General features: G+C 52.7%; 24 protein-coding genes. 1 reads left to right on the plus strand and 23 read right to left on the minus strand.

All coding sequences use genetic code 11. The annotated features are described in order from the left end of the window. Positions 1–77: 77 nt before the first annotated feature. From AB1I67_RS17885 to AB1I67_RS17950, 14 genes are all read right to left on the minus strand, one after another. Positions 78–1,469 carry a hypothetical protein gene (locus AB1I67_RS17885; RefSeq protein ID WP_367031379.1) on the minus strand — a complete coding sequence of 464 codons (1,392 nt, stop codon included), beginning with the start codon at positions 1,467–1,469 and terminating at the stop codon, positions 78–80. Between the two features lie 145 nt (positions 1,470–1,614). Continuing rightward, positions 1,615–1,764 (minus strand): hypothetical protein, encoded by a 150-nt coding sequence (locus tag AB1I67_RS17890; RefSeq protein WP_367031380.1) that lies wholly within the window; start codon positions 1,762–1,764, stop codon positions 1,615–1,617. Further along, complete coding sequence (locus AB1I67_RS17895) at positions 1,757–2,080, minus strand: hypothetical protein (RefSeq protein WP_367028323.1); 324 nt, start codon at positions 2,078–2,080, stop codon at positions 1,757–1,759. Before AB1I67_RS17895 ends, AB1I67_RS17890 begins: the two co-directional genes overlap by 8 nt. A 14-nt stretch (positions 2,081–2,094) precedes the next feature. Further along, positions 2,095–3,510 (minus strand): glycine-rich domain-containing protein, encoded by a 1,416-nt coding sequence (locus AB1I67_RS17900; protein ID WP_367031382.1) that lies wholly within the window; start codon positions 3,508–3,510, stop codon positions 2,095–2,097. Between the two features lie 3 nt (positions 3,511–3,513). Continuing rightward, positions 3,514–3,915: a hypothetical protein gene (locus tag AB1I67_RS17905; protein WP_367031384.1), complete on the minus strand. Its 402-nt coding sequence runs from the start codon at positions 3,913–3,915 to the stop codon at positions 3,514–3,516. Position 3,916: 1 nt separating this feature from the next. Continuing rightward, on the minus strand, positions 3,917–4,534 hold the full coding sequence (locus AB1I67_RS17910; RefSeq protein WP_367031385.1) for a YmfQ family protein: 618 nt from the start codon (positions 4,532–4,534) through the stop codon (positions 3,917–3,919). Positions 4,535–4,536: 2 nt separating this feature from the next. Next, positions 4,537–5,997 (minus strand): hypothetical protein, encoded by a 1,461-nt coding sequence (locus AB1I67_RS17915; RefSeq protein WP_367031386.1) that lies wholly within the window; start codon positions 5,995–5,997, stop codon positions 4,537–4,539. Beyond that, on the minus strand, positions 5,936–6,778 hold the full coding sequence (locus AB1I67_RS17920) for a hypothetical protein (protein ID WP_367031387.1): 843 nt from the start codon (positions 6,776–6,778) through the stop codon (positions 5,936–5,938). The genes AB1I67_RS17915 and AB1I67_RS17920 overlap by 62 nt, the downstream gene beginning before the upstream one ends. After that, positions 6,779–7,801, minus strand: coding sequence for a baseplate J/gp47 family protein (locus AB1I67_RS17925; protein ID WP_367031389.1), 1,023 nt, complete (start codon positions 7,799–7,801; stop codon positions 6,779–6,781). After that, complete coding sequence (locus AB1I67_RS17930; RefSeq protein ID WP_367031391.1) at positions 7,801–8,205, minus strand: DUF2634 domain-containing protein; 405 nt, start codon at positions 8,203–8,205, stop codon at positions 7,801–7,803. Before AB1I67_RS17930 ends, AB1I67_RS17925 begins: the two co-directional genes overlap by 1 nt. Before the next feature lies 1 nt (position 8,206). After that, on the minus strand, positions 8,207–8,518 hold the full coding sequence (locus AB1I67_RS17935; protein WP_367031393.1) for a DUF2577 domain-containing protein: 312 nt from the start codon (positions 8,516–8,518) through the stop codon (positions 8,207–8,209). After that, positions 8,511–9,467, minus strand: a complete 957-nt coding sequence (locus AB1I67_RS17940) for a hydrolase (RefSeq protein ID WP_367031394.1) — start codon at positions 9,465–9,467, stop codon at positions 8,511–8,513. Before AB1I67_RS17940 ends, AB1I67_RS17935 begins: the two co-directional genes overlap by 8 nt. Positions 9,468–9,480: 13 nt before the next feature. Then, positions 9,481–10,155, minus strand: a complete 675-nt coding sequence (locus tag AB1I67_RS17945; protein ID WP_367031396.1) for a LysM peptidoglycan-binding domain-containing protein — start codon at positions 10,153–10,155, stop codon at positions 9,481–9,483. After that, positions 10,156–12,753 (minus strand): tape measure protein, encoded by a 2,598-nt coding sequence (locus AB1I67_RS17950; RefSeq protein ID WP_367031398.1) that lies wholly within the window; start codon positions 12,751–12,753, stop codon positions 10,156–10,158. A gap of 90 nt (positions 12,754–12,843) precedes the next feature. On the opposite strand from AB1I67_RS17950, the gene AB1I67_RS17955 reads away from it, so the two are divergent. Further along, on the plus strand, positions 12,844–13,539 hold the full coding sequence (locus AB1I67_RS17955; protein ID WP_367031400.1) for a hypothetical protein: 696 nt from the start codon (positions 12,844–12,846) through the stop codon (positions 13,537–13,539). A gap of 71 nt (positions 13,540–13,610) precedes the next feature. Here the strand turns inward: AB1I67_RS17955 and AB1I67_RS17960 are convergent, their stop codons facing one another. From AB1I67_RS17960 to AB1I67_RS18000, 9 genes are all read right to left on the minus strand, one after another. Beyond that, on the minus strand, positions 13,611–14,018 hold the full coding sequence (locus AB1I67_RS17960) for a hypothetical protein (RefSeq protein ID WP_367031401.1): 408 nt from the start codon (positions 14,016–14,018) through the stop codon (positions 13,611–13,613). Between the two features lie 56 nt (positions 14,019–14,074). After that, the gene (locus AB1I67_RS17965; protein WP_367031403.1) at positions 14,075–14,242 is read right to left on the minus strand and encodes a hypothetical protein; all 168 of its coding nucleotides are present in this window, start codon (positions 14,240–14,242) and stop codon (positions 14,075–14,077) included. A 14-nt stretch (positions 14,243–14,256) separates the two neighbouring features. Then, entirely contained in the window at positions 14,257–14,667 is a 411-nt protein-coding gene (locus AB1I67_RS17970; RefSeq protein WP_367031404.1) for a hypothetical protein, read from the minus strand. Positions 14,668–14,710: 43 nt separating this feature from the next. Next, positions 14,711–15,178 (minus strand): phage tail tube protein, encoded by a 468-nt coding sequence (locus tag AB1I67_RS17975; protein ID WP_367031405.1) that lies wholly within the window; start codon positions 15,176–15,178, stop codon positions 14,711–14,713. Between the two features lie 16 nt (positions 15,179–15,194). Next, positions 15,195–16,427, minus strand: a complete 1,233-nt coding sequence (locus tag AB1I67_RS17980) for a phage tail sheath family protein (RefSeq protein ID WP_367031406.1) — start codon at positions 16,425–16,427, stop codon at positions 15,195–15,197. Between the two features lie 63 nt (positions 16,428–16,490). Further along, positions 16,491–16,715, minus strand: coding sequence for a hypothetical protein (locus AB1I67_RS17985; protein ID WP_367032642.1), 225 nt, complete (start codon positions 16,713–16,715; stop codon positions 16,491–16,493). Then, positions 16,699–17,151, minus strand: coding sequence for a DUF6838 family protein (locus AB1I67_RS17990; protein WP_367031407.1), 453 nt, complete (start codon positions 17,149–17,151; stop codon positions 16,699–16,701). The genes AB1I67_RS17985 and AB1I67_RS17990 overlap by 17 nt, the downstream gene beginning before the upstream one ends. After that, positions 17,141–17,704 (minus strand): HK97 gp10 family phage protein, encoded by a 564-nt coding sequence (locus tag AB1I67_RS17995; protein ID WP_367031409.1) that lies wholly within the window; start codon positions 17,702–17,704, stop codon positions 17,141–17,143. The genes AB1I67_RS17990 and AB1I67_RS17995 overlap by 11 nt, the downstream gene beginning before the upstream one ends. Continuing rightward, on the minus strand, positions 17,704–18,090 hold the full coding sequence (locus AB1I67_RS18000) for a hypothetical protein (protein WP_367031411.1): 387 nt from the start codon (positions 18,088–18,090) through the stop codon (positions 17,704–17,706). The genes AB1I67_RS17995 and AB1I67_RS18000 overlap by 1 nt, the downstream gene beginning before the upstream one ends.

Below are 18,090 nucleotides of genomic sequence, written 5' to 3' on the forward strand. Positions count from 1 at the left end.
CTATTGTTTATGCCGAAAAAAGTTGATTTTACGCTGTTTTGCCTCCTGATAATTCTTATTATCAGAAGATCATGAAACTACCATGCAATAATGACGTTGCCAGAACCACCTGCACCACCCTCCTTTGCGCTGGATCCTGTGCCTCCATAACTACCACCGCCACCTCCAGAACCAGAACCTGCAGTCGCATTTGCACCAATCTGATTATAATTTGCGCCTTTTCCTCCTCCTCCAGCTCCTCCGGCTGCTCCATCTTTATGCACTGTTGATTCAGATCCGCTGTGGTATACATCTACGCCACCGCCACCTCCACCAGCTCCATAAAGTGTACCTGAACCAAATTCACGAGTTGTTGTTGCTTGCTGTTGGCCCCCACCATTAGAACCTCCTGGTTCAGGACCAATACCCCACCTTCCATTATAGCCGCCACCAGCCCCATCACCTCCATCAGAAGCTCCGTACCCTCCATAATATATCACTCCTGTTTGTGTCCAGTTGCGACCACCATGAGCGCCATCTGCTTTCACTAAAACACTTCCATTTAATGATGCGCTTGAAGCGCCTGTTTCTTCCCCATTACTTACATTCCAGGCCAGACCCGCTCCAACAATAAAAACGATATTCTGTCCAGGTGAAACAGAAATACCGTTTTTATACGACGTACATCCTCCGCCTCCCCCTCCGCCTGCATTCCCCCTATTAAGCGAGGCGTGAATTCCGGGTTTACCGGCTGAACCACCACCAGTACAATGGATATTAATGCTCCTCACCCCCGCCGGCACTGTCCACATCCCGCTTGAAGTGAATGCTGCCCGGCCATGAGCAGTCGGCGTGCAGGTTGCATGCAATGGTGACGATGTCATCCAGCCACCCGAACAGTCACACTCCGTCCAGATAGAGAGATAATACAACTGCCCAGCCTCCAGCCCACTGACAATGGCTGAATTCTGGGCATTTAATGCTGAATTTGATCCAGCACCTGACCAAACCTTATCACTGTCAGCTGCACTGGTCGGATATCGTCCCTTTTTAGCCCCTATTGTAAAATGTCCATATGGCCCCTTACCCGGGTTCTTCCAGGTTGCTATCACCTGTGAGGTAGAATAAGGGGCAACACTAAAAGATACGACACTGGATACTGTCATCGTACCAGTCCGCTTCACACCATCCTTCCAATAGGTCATACCACTCTTTACATACTGATCCGTAGCTGTTGCCCCTCCAGTCTGTGCTGCCAGGCTCTTTACAGTTACCTTCCCGCTGCCTCCATGCCTGCCCGCAGGGATCGTTACCGATGCCCCAGCTGCCAGCTCAGTAGAATTCCAGTTCCCTCGGTCAACCATGGTGCCGGTCACCGGTTCGCCATCCGGTCCGACGATCACTTTCGGTGCCACTACATCTGCAGCGGCTGCCGTCACAACATCCAGATCCGCTCCGACGCCTGATTTCATCAATACGCATTCTGCCATTTTGTCTCCTTCCCATAATGGTAATTATACGGAAACAGGAATGGCTTAAAATATAGCGTTTCAGGGTCTTGATGACAAAAGCATCTGGCGGGAAACGCATAAGATCAAGTAAAACATGATGGTATGGATTGGATAATTACCATTATCAGAAGCTCTGGATCTCTGCCAGGATCTCCGCCTTTTCCGCAGCAGTCAGCCGCGGGTAAGAACTCAGGATCTCCTCCAGTTCTTCACCGCGTTCCATACGGATTCTCGCTGCCTTGATAATAATGTTCTTCTGGATATTACTAAGCATCTAAGCCACCTCCGATCACTTCTGCCATTGCCAGGGTCAATTCCATATTCTCTGCTGTCAGTGCTGCTACCTGCTGTTCCTGTGTTGGCACATACGGGACCTGTTTCTCCTCTCCAGTTTCCGGATCCACATGCCAGAAGAACCCGTCGTGGTATTTATCTCCTGCGCTGCAACGGTACTGCAGGCAATCCACCGCGAAGGCCTCCGGGCCGTAGGTGCATTTGGTGAGATAATCCGCTGTTGGATAATTCTCACAGACCATTACATTTTTTACCTCGCCCTCGAATACCTGGGCAAACACTTCATGTACTATCATATCGTTCTCCTTCCTTACCATGTGATGATGACGTTGCCGGAACCGCCGTTTCCTGCATAACCATTAGTTTTTCCCGGAGAACATCCACCTCCGCCGCCGCCTGTTCCAGCGGAACCGTCACTGGCATTCCAATTGTTGCCGCGTGCTGCCCCATGCCCTCCGCCTCCGGCTCCTCCTGGTGCTTGTATGCTTGATCCGCCATTACCATTGTATCCTCCGCCTCCACCGCCAGAATACAGAGTTCCTGTCCCAAATTCACGCGTTGTTGTCTTTTGTCCACCTCCTGCCATAGAACCACCCGCAGTATGGTTCCCGGCGCTCGAAGGTGTTGTAACATAAAAGCTATCATATCCATGGCTTCCATCAGAGCCACCAGCACCAGCTGCCTCATATTGCTCTCGACCGCTGGAGTACCCGTCTCCAGGTGCGCCACCTCCTGATCCACCATATCTTTGAACATACATCCATTTTGGTGGATTGTAATTCGTATAGTATCTTGCATTTCCTCCATGAGCCTCTACTAACGTTATACTATTGCTATCTGCCTGGGAAGTCCCTCCAGAAAGTCCTGCATCACCTCCAGCTCCAACAACAACATCTATTTTCTGCCCCGGCATAACAGATATTCCGCTTTTGTAAGCTGTATAACCTCCCCCACCTCCGCTCAAAGCGCTGACGGTTGAGGTGTCACCACCGCCTCCGCCACCAGTACAATGGATATTAATAACTCTTACTCCTGCCGGTACCGTAAACGTCCCCGATGCAGTAAACGCCTGCCGCCCATGCGCAGTGACCTTGCACGTTGCCTGCAGATACCCGCTGTACTGATCCCCTGCACTGCATGTACAGTAAACCCAGATGCGGAAATAATAAGTCGTCCCCGCCGCCAGACCACCAATGATCTGCGAGCTGGTCCCGTTTACCGCGCTGTTGCTTCCAACGCCGGTATACACTCTTCCGTCATTGATATTCGCCGGATAGCCGCCTGTCTTCGCACAGATCGCAACACCGCTGTATGGGCCCCTGGACGGGTTCTTCCATGTGGCGAGCACCTGAGATGTGGAATAGGCGGCTACGCTAAAAGACGCTACGGATGCGACCGTCATGCCCCCGGTCCGCTTTACGCCGTCCTTCCAGTAGGTCTTGCCGTTTAACACATACTTATCTTCCGCGGTCGCGCCGCCGGTCTGACTGGCAAGGCTGTTGGCCGTGACAGTCCCACCCGGCGTATAACCTGCTGGGATTTTCTTGCTCTGTCCGCAATTGAGTGAAGCGTCCATACTTCCGTTGGACGCCATCGTCCCCGCCGCCGGCTCATCCCCGGAATCCTTCGTCACCGCTGTATACCCGGCAAGAACCTGTGCCTTCCCCGCCGTACACTCATCCGATGCAGCACCGCCTCCAGCCTTCTGGATGATACTCTCCGCCATCTCCTACACCCCCTTCACATTCACTGTAAAATCATTCCCCGGTTTCTTATTATAACAATAGAACGTGATCGTCCCTGCCCCGGTCACGGCCCGGTCCACGCAGGCCCAGGCTTTGTTCTGCAGCTTCACATTCGCTGCCGTGGTGCCCTCGGCGATCAGGATGCCGATCACCGGCGCATCCTCCGCCGTCACACCGGCTACACTGACTGTCTGCGTGTATGGGGCTGTGCCGCTCCAGCCGGATGCCGGGAGGGCAATCGCCTTGATCCCCTTCACCACATCCACCCGGTCATTCACTTTTTTCAGTTCCCGGTCCAGGATATCCGCATTGTCATTAAAATCATCAACATTGACCACGTCTGTCCCTTCCGGCTTTTTCAATTTATAAATCCCTGTTGTCTGCATCTCATACTCCTTCCATCACCCTGACATCCTCAAACGTCCGTCCGGACAATCCATCCCAGGTAAATCCAGACAGGTTATCCCAGACTGTGTATGTGTATTGAAACTCATAGGACAGATGCGCGGGCTTAATCTCTTCCAGCATCCCAATGAACGCCTGCATATTGCGGGGGATCCCTTTCACTCCCACAAACCTTATGATGAAATGGGAATGGGGGTTGTCCTCGATCACCTGCACCTCGCCTCCGGAAAATGCAGCCGCCGTTTCCTGGATCATCTTCCTTGTGGTGGTCCCCTGCCCCCTGAGCCTTGCCATAAGGATCTCCCTGCGCTGTTCATAAGATAACGCCAGGTTCGTGTCAACCCCATACATCTGCTCCCACAGCACCAGCCCCCAGGTCGCCGTAAAGATAAAGCACTGGTCCAGCAGGTCTTCCAGATCATGCTTTAGCTGCCCTGCCTCATACCCTTCCGTCCGGTAGATCTCCGCAAGCTCCCGGATCTGTGCCAGAAACGGAGGCACATATCGGGTCAGATCCACAAAATGATCATCTGCACTACTGCCTCCCGATGCGCTCTCCTGCGCATAGTTTAACAGCCCATAAGAAACCTTCCCGTACATGATCAGCCACCTCCCTTAAAGTCAGCCCAGGTCATGGCGCCTTTTTTCAGATAGGTACCGTCATGGTTGTGGCTCTTTGCTGCCGCATCCGTGATCCCGTATCCCGCCAGGGTCGTGGGGTTCGTCCCCGCTGTCACATGGCCCTGGGCATTGACTGTGACGCTCCGGTAAGTCCCCGCCGTCACGCCGCTGTTGGGATGGGTATAGGTCATGCCCTCCGGGGCTGCCCATGTGCCATCCCCTCTTAAGTACTTCGCCTGTGCCCCGGCCGCCGGTGCCGGGACAAGGCCGGCCCCACCGGCTGTAGCCGCAGTCGCTGCCTTGAACGTCGAATATGTCGTATTGTTATCCGCCGCCCACACGGCTGTGCCATCGGCGGACCATTTTAAGAACTGGCCGCTTGTGCCTCCTGCCGGGATGTGTTTATTTCCGGATGTGGTGGGGTGCACATATTTATTCGCGCCTTCTGCGATCCCAGCCAGTTTGTCCAGCATGGCCTGGGTCAGCTTATCCAGGACCGCTTTGTTGGCATGGGTATGGTTCTGGCTTGTATCCACATCCGCCTGGGTAATGTATCCCGGATCGTTTGTAAACTGCGACAGCTTTGTGGGCATGTCACTGATCTGGCTTTTGGTATGGGTGTGGGATGACGGAGCAAAGGCGGCTGGTTTCCCTGTGATCTCTGTCCAGCCATATGTCGGTTTGCTGGCCGCTTTCGCCCAGGCTGCTACATCCGATGCCGGCATCGATGTGGGAAAATCCGGGATCTGCACCTTACTGTGCGTGTGAGATGAGGGAGGGTATACCGATGGCCGGTTCTTGATAAACGCATCTGAAGCCTCATCTGTTACGCTCCAGTCCGCCTGCACATTGACCTCTGCCCCTGTTGCGATCCCGGACAGCTTATCCAACATGGCCTGGGTGACTTTATCGATCACCGTTTTATTCCCATGCTCATGCCGCTTATTATAAGCATCTGTCCAGCTTGTCCGTTCCGCAGCGGTGATATGCTTCACTGCATCACTGATATGGGTATAAGCTGCACTCCAGTTATCCAGTAATCCCTGTGTGATCTTATCAATCACGGATTTATTGCTGTGGGTATGCTTCTTTGCGTTCACATCCGCAACAACTGCCTTTTCACTGTCTGAATAGTCATTGGATGTCAGCTGCTTCCCTGAGACCTTGTCCACCTTCCCAGCCAGCTCATTCATGATCGTCGCAGCAAAGTTCGGATCATTCCCCAACGCGTCCGCGATCTCTTTGAAGGTATCCAGGGTATCCGGCGCTGAACCGATCAGGTCCCCGATCTTCTGCAGCACCTCCTGCTTTGTGAATACCTGGTCTTTCGTGTAACGGTTCCCCAGCTCCTGATTGACTGTCGCCGTGTCTGCTTTCTTTTCATCCAGTGCCGTGTCTGCCGCCTCTAATGCCTGCAGCTTCTCCAGCAACGGTCGAAACATGTGCATCAACATTTCCCTGTAATTCTGCTTCCTTAGCCAACGCCCTGGTACGCTCGGAAGCAATACTGTCTGCATTGGCCTTCTCCGCTGCCGTTGCCCGGGTAGTCTCTGCAGAAAGACTATCTGTCAGTATCTTCTCTGCCCCCTTTGACCGGGTGATCTCTGCCGCCAGGTTGCCAGTAAGCGCTTTTTCTGCGGTCTGGGCCCTGGCGGTCTCATTCCCCAGATCGTCTAAAAGCGCATGTTCAGCTGCTTTGGCTCTCGCTGCCTCTGAAGCCAGGCTGTCCGTAAGGACTTTCTCTGCGCCCTCCGCCCGGCTGGTCTCCGCAGCTATATCGCGGGCATTCGCTTCCTCCGCTGCTCTCGCCTGGGCCGCCTCCGCCGCCAGATCTTCCTCCAGCTGCTCCTCTGCTTCTTTTGCCCTCCCGGATTCTGCATTCACTTCCTCCTGCGTCCGGACGATATCCTCCTGCACCCGGTTGATATCCTCCGCCTCGACCGTATCCCCATCCGTCTCATAGCTGATAAATACCACCGGCACATCCGCATACACCCGGATCACCTTCTTCCAGGGCGTCAGGCTCGGCGTGGAGAGCGCATAGCTCTGTACCCGCTCCCCGGTCAGCTTCGGCCCCGTAAAAACCGCCAGCGTCGCCGGGTTGATATTGTCATGCTCCAGCGCCGCCTCATAGACGCCGTCCGTCAGGTGCGCCTCCTCCTCGATCACGTAGACATTCCCATCCACCTTATTGAGTTTCTCCACAAATCTGCCGATCTCCACCTACATCACCCCCAGACTCACCGTACCGGCCACCGCGATCTCCTCATCCGCAAGCGCTACATTGCCCGCCTGCCCATTTAACAGAAGCTCCGTAAAATCCTCCACCCCTGCCACGTTTAGCAGGAGGTTCCCCACCCTGGCAAGGCTCACATAGGCGATGTCAAATGCATGGTCCTGCAGAAACTCCGTGAGCGCTGCCGCAAATGCCGCCTGCACCGTCCCAAGGTTCACCCCGTTCTTAATCTTCACCTTTGCAGAGACGGCGATCCGTTTCTCTGCCGCTGATACCACCGACACATCCGCGCCGATGGGCCGCAGCTCCTCAATGGTATCTGCCACCAGACGGAGCAACTCCTCCCCCGCCGCAGAGCGGTTTGCATTGGCCACCACCACCTTCACCGTCCCCGGCCCATCCGCCAGCGGGAAGACCTTTGCCGCCCCCACGCCAGGGCACCCGACCGCCCAGTTGTAATAATCATACCGGTTCCCGCTGGTGGATGGCTTCTGCACCTTCAAAAGGAACCGCTCCAGCAGCGCCTCCGTGGGCTCCTCATCGCTGCCCTCCTCAAGCACCTCCGTAAGCTCCGCCCGGGTCAGCCCCTGGATAAAGCCGATCGGCACCAACTTTCCAAGCAGCTTGTTCCCTGCCGTGCCCGCCGTCTCGCATTCCATCCGGTAGACCCCTGCATCCAGCCGCTCCACCGCCGTGTAGTTCAGCGTCTCCAGTGAGAACCTAGCCCCCAGCTCAATGTCCATGTTAAAGACGCCCTTCAGCGCCGCTTTCGTTGCCGGGTGCGGGCTGATCCCCCACTCCGCGCAGCGCCGGATGAGCGACTCCCTCACGGCCGTCCCCGCAAACATCTGGTCCAGGGTCCAGCCAAGCCCGATATAGGCATTCTGGAGCTCCACCGCCGCCGGCGCCAGGGCGTCAAAGATCACCGATCCCTCCCGTTTATCCAGGTCCCCGGGGATCCGCTCCAGCATCCTCCCAAGGATCTTTTCGTATGTAATGTCCCCGTACATCAGACTGCCACCTCCTTATCCATCTGAAAATCCCCCAGGGTGGAATGGACTGTAAAAGAAACCTTCAAAAGCCCACGCTCCTGGCGGAACACAAACCCGCCCACGTCCCGGACCCGTTTATCCTGCAGGAGCGCCTCCCGGATCCTCCGCTTCACCTCACTCTTTACAAACGGCGCCGGGCGGCCATATAAATCCTTCAGCTCCACCCCGTAATTCCAGCTGAAGATCAGATGGTCATACCGTTCCGTGTTCAGGATACAGTACACCGCCTGCCGGACAGCCTCCAGGCTGTCCACAGACCCGCTGATCCGTCCTGTCTCCCGCACGATCCCGTAGGTCCGGGACGTCCGCTCCTTTTCCCTGAGTGAGACCGGCACCACGGTCCCTGTTGATTTTGGCAGCATCCTATCCCTCCTTTCCGATCACGATATACCTCTGCCCGCCGGATTTCCGCAAAAGCACCACCCGGTCCCCGGCCTTTAAGGCCCCGGGGATGACTGCTGTGCCGCTCTCCCCGCCTACCGTCACCGGCACGGTGCGGTCCGTCAGATAATCCGGCACCACCATCTGCATCCGCCCGACCGTCAGCTTCAGCTCCTCAATGCCCACCTCCAGCGGCTCCGGCGACTGGACCGTGCCAAAGCAGACGTCACAGGGCTGGCTGTTCTCATAAGCGTTCATGGCGATCCGGCGCATCCCGTCAACCCAGTCAGGCAATAAAATCACATCCTCTCAGTGTCAAGTCCATGGTGTGGAGCTCCCCGTCGAACTGGTGGGCAGCTTTCTCCACCATCATGTAATGGCTCAGCTTCGTGTCTCCCAGGTCCATCACCACCGGCATCAGGCAGCCGGGCCGGACCCGGACATCCCCCAGGGCATTCTTGATAGACAGCTTCTTTGTCTTGTGGTTATATTTTGCCAGCATCGTATCCGCCAGGGACTGGCCGTCATCCCCCTTCTCCCCCTTGTGGTAATACTGGAGGACGCCCCAGGCATTGATGTTTTCCGTATGCTTTGCCATATAGATATCCCGTTTCCCCGTCTCCTCATTGTCAATGCTCACCTTCACCTGGTTGTAGGTCTCCCCGTCAATGCTGGTACTGTAATCATAATCCTCCGCCGTCCTGTCGCAGATCAGAAGGTCCAGCTTCATGTCCCCCACATTTTTAAGGGTCAGCTTCCCATAACTGTCATACAGCACGTACATCTGCTTTGTGGCATTCATGGAGAGCGTCAGGGCGTTCAGGATGATGTCAAACAGCGTCTTGTCCGGATCCGACCGGCTCCCGATCACAAACCCGGTGTCCGCCAGTTCCCCTACGGACAGGTTAAAGTCCGCGGCGATCATGCGGATCACCTCCGTGGCCGTCTTATTTTCATAACGGTATGTGTCCTTGTTCTTTAAATACCGCAGCTGGTCATATGCGGTCACGCTGACCACCCGGTCCTTCCCGGTCTTCCTCTCGAAGATGAACCCGTAAAAGATCCCGGTCCCGTTGCAGTGCAGGCATACCCGGTCCCCTTCCGTAAACAGGGCCGTCCCATCCCACAGGACTGAAAACGTCAGCTTCCCGGGGCTTCCCTGCCGTTCCAGGCTCCAGGCTGCCGTCCCGCAGGCCACGGGGCGGAACAGCTTTCCCTCATGTTCGATCATGATCTCGATCATTTTTCCACCTCCATCATCCCGGCATCGTCAGGACCTGCCCCTCGCGGATCACGTTGGGGTTACTGACTTTATCCCGGTTCAGCTCATAGATCTCCGGCCAGCGGTTCCCATCCCCCAGACACCGTTTTGCAATGTTCCACAGGCAGTCCCCGTCCCGGACCGTGTAAGAAGACGGCTCCGGTGCGCTCGCAGCCTCCCGCTCCTCCTCCACGGACACGTCCGCCGTATCCGGTTCCTCTTCCTTTACCTGAACCGTCACCTGCTGTACGCCGTAATGGACGTACTGCTTTAAGCTGACTGACACCGTCACATCCATGCCCTCTTTGGCGTCCTCCGTGACCGTGTAGTCCTCCAGGGAGACCGCCATGTTGGTATCAAAAAAGGAATCCCCCGCGGGGGACTCCCTGATCACGATGAACCGGACCGGACGCTTCCCAAGCTTCATCTGCTCCAGCTCCTCCAGGTAATAGTCCGGCATCTCAAAGCCGTCCTCATAATCCGCAAACGGATACCGGGAGGCCGGAAGGAGGAGGTCAAGATCGATCTCCGTCAGCCCGGCCGGGTTCAGGATGTTGATCTCCTGCCCGCTGATTAAGTCCATCGTCTTATTTTTCCCGTTGATCTTCATCTTCAGCTTGGAGGGCGCCACCGGGAACAGCACGTCTCCAAGGTATAATTGGTATGCCATCTAATACACCCCCTCGGCGGCTGTCTCCAGCACTTCAAAGATAGAGGTCTCCAGGTAGCTATTGATGCCGTCTAAATCCATCTGGCTGTTCACCTGGTTGGTGATGCCGCCCATGTTGACGGTCAGCTCCGCCGTGGTGAAGCGGTTGATGACCTCCGCCTCCGCCATGTCGCGCATGGACTGTAAGTCCTCCTCGGCCATGTCCATAGAGTCGGCCATGCGGGCGGTGTTGCCGGCGGTGTTGCCGGTGTTACCCACTAAATCGTCATAAGCCGTGACTGCCGGGTTATAGGAATCTGCTGCCGCCACATCCGCTGCACTACTCTTTCCTTCCTTTTGGAGTTGCCGAACTTCCCAATCCATCTGGTCCTTCGCTGCATCTGCCTGAAGCTTCTGCCAAATATATTCCTGCTTCCTTGCCTTTTGCGCTGCTGAGTTTTCTTCTTTCATTGCTGCAAGATCCGATGCGCGTTGCTGCATCTTAGCCTGTTCCTCCACGGCAGCGCCGGCAGCCAGTTCCACATGCCCGATTGCCTCAATTGATACCCCTGGTATATTATTTACAAACTCGATCAGCTTATTGATACGGTCGATCACCCCGTTCAGGAATGCCTCGACTATCATCAGACCTCCTACCTTCATCAAGCTTAAGGCATTTAAAATGCCCACCTTCACGGCGGTAAAGGCATACTCCATGTTAGCTAGAGTATTTTGAACCATCATACCTACAAACATGATTCCAAGTTTCAACCTATTTCCGGCATTAAGGACAGCATTTACACAGATTTGCCATGCAATGCGCAGACCGCCGACATGATTTACCCATATGGCAATTGCCGCCACCACTGCCATAATTACCACGACAATCCAGGTCAAAGGGCAAGCTAAAAGCGCCATGTTAAATCCAACCTGAGCTCCAGTCGCAGTTTTCGTAGCTGCCGCTTCCATTAAAGTTGCTCCTGCTTTTATGGCTGAACTAGCTGCTGATATTGCTTGTAGTCCATTGCTTATGCCCTGAACGATATTACATGCTATAACAGCTCCCTTATATGCAACTATTGCCGCAACTACTCCTGAAATTACAGGAACAAGCCACCACCAGTTCTCTTGCACCCAAGCCGCTGCCTGTGCCATTATATCAAGTCCAGCCACTGCAACCTGCGCCATCATCTGAATCCCATTCGTAATACTATTTACCATGCTCTGGAATTCCGTTGTCTGTGCTACTGCGCTTAGCTGTTGTAGTGCCGGCTGAAACGCCATCAATGCCTGGTTGCGGATATTATCAGCCACTTGGCTGAATGTCACTGGCATCTGGCTGAATTTATCATTTGTCTCATCAGCCGCCGCAAACATTGCATTTTTTATGACCTCTGCTGTAATAGCTCCATCTGAAGCAAGTTTTTTAATTTTGCCTACTGGAACATCCATATAATCTGCTATATGCTGTACAATTGGCTGCGCGTTATCTAACACTGCATTCAGCTCCTCGCCCTGAAGTTTTCCTGAAGCCATAGACTGGGTAAGCTGAAGCATGACTGAATCCACACCTTGTGCACTGGTTCCCGCAATAACAAAATTTTTGTTTAACTGTTCTGCAAATGCAATTACCTCATCTGTATTTGAAAACGCACCTCTTGCCTGCATTCCCAATTTTGATACCGCATCCGCAGTAGTCTGATATGCTCCACGTGAACGCTGGGCTGATTCATAAATTCTCTGTTGAAGATTTCCTGTCTCCTGAAAGCTTTGATTCATCAACTCAAGCCTTGCCGTTGTCTGTGTAACCTGGTCCGCCACATCAATAATTTTTCCTGCAGTTGCCACACTCAAAACGGCTGCTGCTACACGTTTGACCATTTGTTCCAATCCCGTAGCCGCCGCGTGTCCCCGTGTCAATGACTGGTTGAACTGATCCTGAGCTGAAATGTTATCACGAATCCCCCGCTCTGCGCTGTCTATAACAGAATTCAACTGCTGATATGCCACATTCGCCGCCCTGATATCCATCCTGCCCATTGCCTGATTAAGCTCCTCCTGAATATCAAGTGCCTGCGAAAGCTTCGCCCTCATACCCTCCAGTTCCCCGTTTGTCTTGTCCGTCTGCAAATTCACAGGAATCTTATTCAGACTTTCAATTCGCACGCTCAAGCTCTGTATACGGTTTTCTACAGCCGCCACATCATTTAACATCCCCGGAGGAGTAATGTTCATATTCCTAGCCTGTGCAGAAATCTGCTGCTGCGTACGAAACAAGCATTCTGCCATCTGATTTGCTGACTGCATTTCCGCAGAAAACCGCTCTATACCGGCATTCATAAACACTTGGGGAGTAGATGCCGATGTCCACGTCGGCTCCGGCACCTTAACCGGTACATTGTTGACCCTCTCCAACTCCTCCTGATACCGAGCCAGTTCAGCCGAAGCGCTTGCCATCTCCTGCTGTGCTGCTACCATAGAAGCTGTATCGAACGCTGCACTTGTTGCATTTTGTGCAGAATAAAAACTGCTCACCATGAGATTCATCGAGTTAATAATCGACTTCAGCACAGGTGTCATCTGGTCATTTATCTGAATAGAGGTTGATATACCTGCCATATTTTCTCCTTTCTACTACGATTTTAAAATTACTATTCTTGAATGTTTACCTGAAATGTAATACAATTAAAGAATAGAGAGGGGAATATTATGAAGAAAATATTTATTAAAATCATTTTAGGGACAACACTTTTTGCAATTTCTCCCACAATTACGTCACTGGCCGGTTCATGGCAAACCGTCAATAATGATTGGAAATACCAAAATGATGACGGCTCATATGTAATGGATGCATGGCTATCCGATAACAACTCGAATTATTATTTTGATTCCAGTGGAATTATGCTGAAAAACACGCTTAGTCCTGACGGCTTTCCTTTAGGCCGTGACGGAAAAAGATTATCCGCTGATGAAGCCCTTCCCCTTGTTTTTCCCGGAACGGAAGCTGATTACGATGCCTACACTAATGCCATGACCGATTACTTCTACGGATACCATAAACAATTCACTGATGAATATGCCAGTATTCATGTAATCGTGTTAGACGTTTACAGCAATCAGAACTATCAAAACGCGCGAAATGCAATCAACAGCTTGGACACTTTTAACTTTGCCCCATACATGCTTTCAGATTTCATTGGAATCAGAAAAATAACAACACTTGATGAAATCTTTAGAATCGAATCAAAATATTATATGTCTGAACTCGTTCAGGCTTCCGAACAACAGGATTCTGCTTATAGGCAAGAAATTCTTAATAAAATGGACCTTTCCGCCGATAAATACTTTAGTGGCATTAATTCTTTAATTGATCGTTCCATCTTATGGGGTGAGGATTTCAACTAAAATGACACCCTCGTAAAATCAAAACTTTTAGGTATAACAAAAGGCACCTGGATTTCTCCTGGTGCCTTTCATCATATTTCACAACTTGTTGGTTTTTGATCTGCAATCAACCGTTGTTGCAGCTTCATTATCTTAATGCTTTCCATAGACGTTCCCCAAAAGTCTACATGTTGATTAGTTCCATTTTTTGTAACATAATGAATCACGAAAAAGCTTCTGGGCGCTTCGCCTTTTCCATAAACCCGACCAGAAGCCCCTTTATACTTAAGCATATAATCAACTTCTGGCAATTGCTCAATTGATTGAACTCTGCTACGCTCCAATCTAACCTCAACTTTGGGGACTGACTGTGCTAAAATCAAATCCGTTTCCTGTAATATGATCCTGCAGGCGTGGTCTGCTATAAAATTAGGTAATTCCCCATCATAATACATAGCTCTAACATCTATATCTTTATACTTCTTTCCAAATAACCCCATTAAGTATCCCCCCTTAAACTTGATAGGGTTATTATATCATTTTATCATTCCGACATCTACCTTTTCCTCGGCTTTTTCATCTTCTTCCCTTCTTTTCTCTCCTGCTCCATCTTCATCTGCACCGCTGCCACCACATAAGCCTGTTCCTGAACCTCCAGATCTAGGAATTCATGCGGCCATCTGTGGAGCTTATGGAGGCAATAGTAGGCAATGTTTGCCTCCATATCACCCCCATTGATCAGTTTTTTGCTTCATCCACCTTGTCCTGGAACGCCTGATCGAACCCATGATACGCCTGGATCTTGCTTATAAACTCATTATATTCTCCCGGATCATCAATCATCTCAACCAAAAGCTGGTCCGCCCCCATGACGCCATAAGAATCCTGCAATTCCCTATCATTTAAATTCGGATACACAATACAGGCCGCAGCCATTTTAGCCAGGTATCGGTTCGTATTTAGTTTCGGTCTGTATAGCCCCGGCTTCCCGGTCACCTGTACATCCATCGTGGATTCATCGCGAATCGTATTGTCCTCCTTTGTGGTGAGCGGTCTTACCTCCCACAGGAGCGGAGCTCCCGCCTCATCCGTCAGGCTCCTGGTCGCCACGACCTTCAGATTCTCCTTGATCACCTTATTCTTTTTCAAAAACCTGCTCAAGTCTCCCATATATCCTTATCCTCTCTTTCTCTTACAGCATTCCCTGCAGTGCCTTAAATGTTTCCGGGATCTCCCAGTCCTCAAAAGTAAAGTCCAGGTCCTCATCCAGATACTCTGCATCTGCATCAAACTTCGCCAGGATCCCTCCATCTACATTACAGTCTTTCAGGATTATCGTCTGACGCCCCACACTGGAGGTCGGGTCCTCATTAGTCACCTGGATATCAAAATACACATCCTCCCCAGTCTCCTTATACCGGTACAGAAGCTGCCGGAAAATGCTGGTATTGTAGTGAAAGGTCGCTGATCCGCTCCCTTTCCATCCCGTAGTCTTGTTCCCCTTCCCAGTCTTCCCAAGGATCGGGACCTCTGACTTCGTCTTTTCCATACTGGCCTCCAGGTTGATGGCCTGCATAAAATTATACCGGTTGCCATCGATCGTCACAAAGCATTCCGCCAGGGAGGCGCTCACCGCGTCTTTCGCATTCATTGTCTGCATATCTCGTCTCTCCTTCCTATTCAATCACAACGGTCATGTAAAGCTGGTCCATGCAGCTGATCGGCTGCACCGGGGCGCTCACCACAACAGAGCGACGGCTCTCACCCGCCGCCACCGTGATCCGCTCCGAATCTACCGCCTCGATCGCCCGCTGCGCCGCCAGGGATTTATAAAAGGTCACCATCTCATTCCATAAGCTGACCCGCCCGGAAGCGTCGTTTGGTACCTGTCCCATAAAACGCTCCGCAAACAGGGATGCGATCCCATTCCCGATCGTATCCAGCACACGGATGGTCTGGTTGTCCGCGAAGTCCGCGTTCTTTTCCTCAGTGAACGTGACCAGGGTATTGATGTCCCGCAGCACACGCACCTCATCCCCCACCTGGTGGAGCAGGAATTTCCCCGCCTTGATCCCATCTGAAAGCTGGGTCTGGGTATATGCGACGCTGACTGTATACTCACCGTCATAAACCTTGTTCGTGTTCGACTTATTCACTGCACAGGCCGCCGAGGCCCCGGCTACCCAGTAAACCAGTCCCGGCTCCAGCTGGGCAGCACGGTTTTCTACAGAAATAACGCCCTCATAGTCCGCATTAGATGCCCGGTATGCGACCACCTGGATCTTAATCCCCAGTTCATCACGGAGCCGCTTTGCATACGCAACAAACAGGTTCACCGTTGATTCATCCTTGACCGGACAGCCAATGACATTTACGGTCTTCTGTTCTGCCGCATCCAGGAAGTTCTGATACGCCTCCCCTGCCACGGTCCCATCTTCGCCTCCGGCAAGCGGTGTCCCTGCAGTCTCTGTAAGCGCGGCCTCCTTCTTGAACACAACAAAACCATTATCCTTCAACTCCGATGACGCAGTTACAGTCTGAGTGTCTACGACCATTGTCTCCATCATGGTCTTCACATCAAACAGGTTCTCATCCTCCACATTTTTCTGAATGACCAGCCTGACCGCATTCCCACGCGCTCCGCTGTACCTTGCCTCAGCATAATCATTGGATGCCTTAGAGCCTCCGCTGTTAACACGGTACACATATACGGTACTCGCATTCCGGAACATCTCCCGGAAAGGAAGCATTTTTGCCGCTGTCCTGGGATATCCCAGGGTCAGAAGGCTGTCTTTCTCAAACTCTTCCCTTGTGATCTTCACGACCTCCTGTTCCAGTCCCCAGTCCAATTCCATCGGCATTGCCACAGCGCCCTTTACGGCACCCTCTGCCGCCATTGCCGTGCTCATGAAATTAATATAAGCCCCCGGCAACCCCTTGTTCTGATCAATAAAAGTTCCGCCACCTAACATCTACATCACCCTTCCTTTCAAATATACTTCTAACAGGCCGTCCACTTCCTCCAGGGAATACTCTTTCCCTTCCTTGAGCAGCGCATTGATTAGGTCCCTCTTCCCGCGGTAACGACTGGAATTAAGGATCTGCTCCTTTCCATACCGCGCACCGGCTCTGTCCGTAGCTGCCCCGGCCCCTGCGGCTGTCTTCACTGTCTTCACTTCCCTACTGCTTCTTTTCACTGCCAACGCCTGCACCTCCTTTCCATTTCAGCTCCCCCATGGCGTCCACTGCCTCCGCAGGAGCCATCAGGTACATGTTATAACTGACAAAAAAATTCAGGATCCCGTCCTCGATCCGGAAGCTCCTCCCTGTTCCCCGCAGCATATCCCCGTTTGCCAGGATGATGTACTCCATCCCGTCAAACAAAGTATCCGTCACCTGGTTAAGCTCACGGCTTTTATCCGCTTTGCTCTCCTCCGGGATGTACTGGATGCAGAAGTTGGTCTCCTGATAAGATCTCCGTCCCAGCATCGGTTTCCGGGATGGCTCCAGGACAGAGACAAAAAAACAGGGTTCCACAAGCCCCTGCTCCACCCGATCCGTATAAATGGCCGCTTCATCACCAAACAGCACACCTAAGCGCCTTGTGACCGCGTCCATGATCTCATTCACCATCCAGGCACCTCCTTAAATACTCCTCCAGCTTTTTCTCCAGGAGCTTTGGCGTGGCCTTCTCTATCTCCTTTTCCGAGATGGTCATCATAAGCTTTCCGGGAACCCATCCCTTCTTGAGCCGCCTTCCAAGTGCCGGGACATATCTGCCAGGTTCCTGACGATGGCCATATTCCACATAGGAAGCGTACTCGGTCGGATTGAAAATCTCAACCTGATAGCCGTCCCCTGTCTTCTGAATATCGCCTACAGTCCAACTCCGCTTCAAGGTCCCGCCAACATATCCGGACCAGTATTTTTGCAGGATTGCGCCCTCCCTTGAAAGGAAAGCACTTGATTTTCCACCACTTCCTTTTGCCTTCACAATTTTGGGTGCCTTAGTTAGATAATCCGGTTTTTCACCTGTCGGTGTTCGCTTCACTATCTTCTGTAACAGCCGCGCCGCCAATTCCCTAGCGCACTCCCTGCAGAATGCATCCTTTCCCTTCTCGATCGCCTCGATCTGCTTCTGCAGCTTCCTTACCTCCCGGAAATCAAAACTGCCGCCCTTTGCCATCACGCATACCCCTTCCATAAATCCAGCACGATCTCCTGGTGAGAAGAATACACCGCCGCCTTCCCGCTCTGGGCATAGCTCTCACTCCGTCCATGCTGGGTGACCTCGATCCGGCTTCCCGGAGGGATCAATAATTCCGGCGCCAGGAACAGCTTGATGGTCTGTGCCACCTGCGTAACCGTCCCCGTACCGGCTGCCGGAGCCGCGCTGGAAAAGGACAGATGGCAGGGGATCCCTTCCTGTACCAGGGCCTCCTCCTGCCGCGTCACCATCGTCTCCGGGTCCTTTACCGCCTTCATCCCGTAGATCCTGCATGTACCGTCGCAAGTGGCCTCCAGGGCCTTTCTGTGCAGCCTCTGCGCCTGCCTAATCGCATCCATCATCAT

Origin of the sequence: Clostridium sp. AN503 (assembly GCF_040719375.1) — a bacterium.
In the GTDB taxonomy this organism is placed as follows: Bacteria; Bacillota; Clostridia; order Lachnospirales; family Lachnospiraceae; genus Brotaphodocola.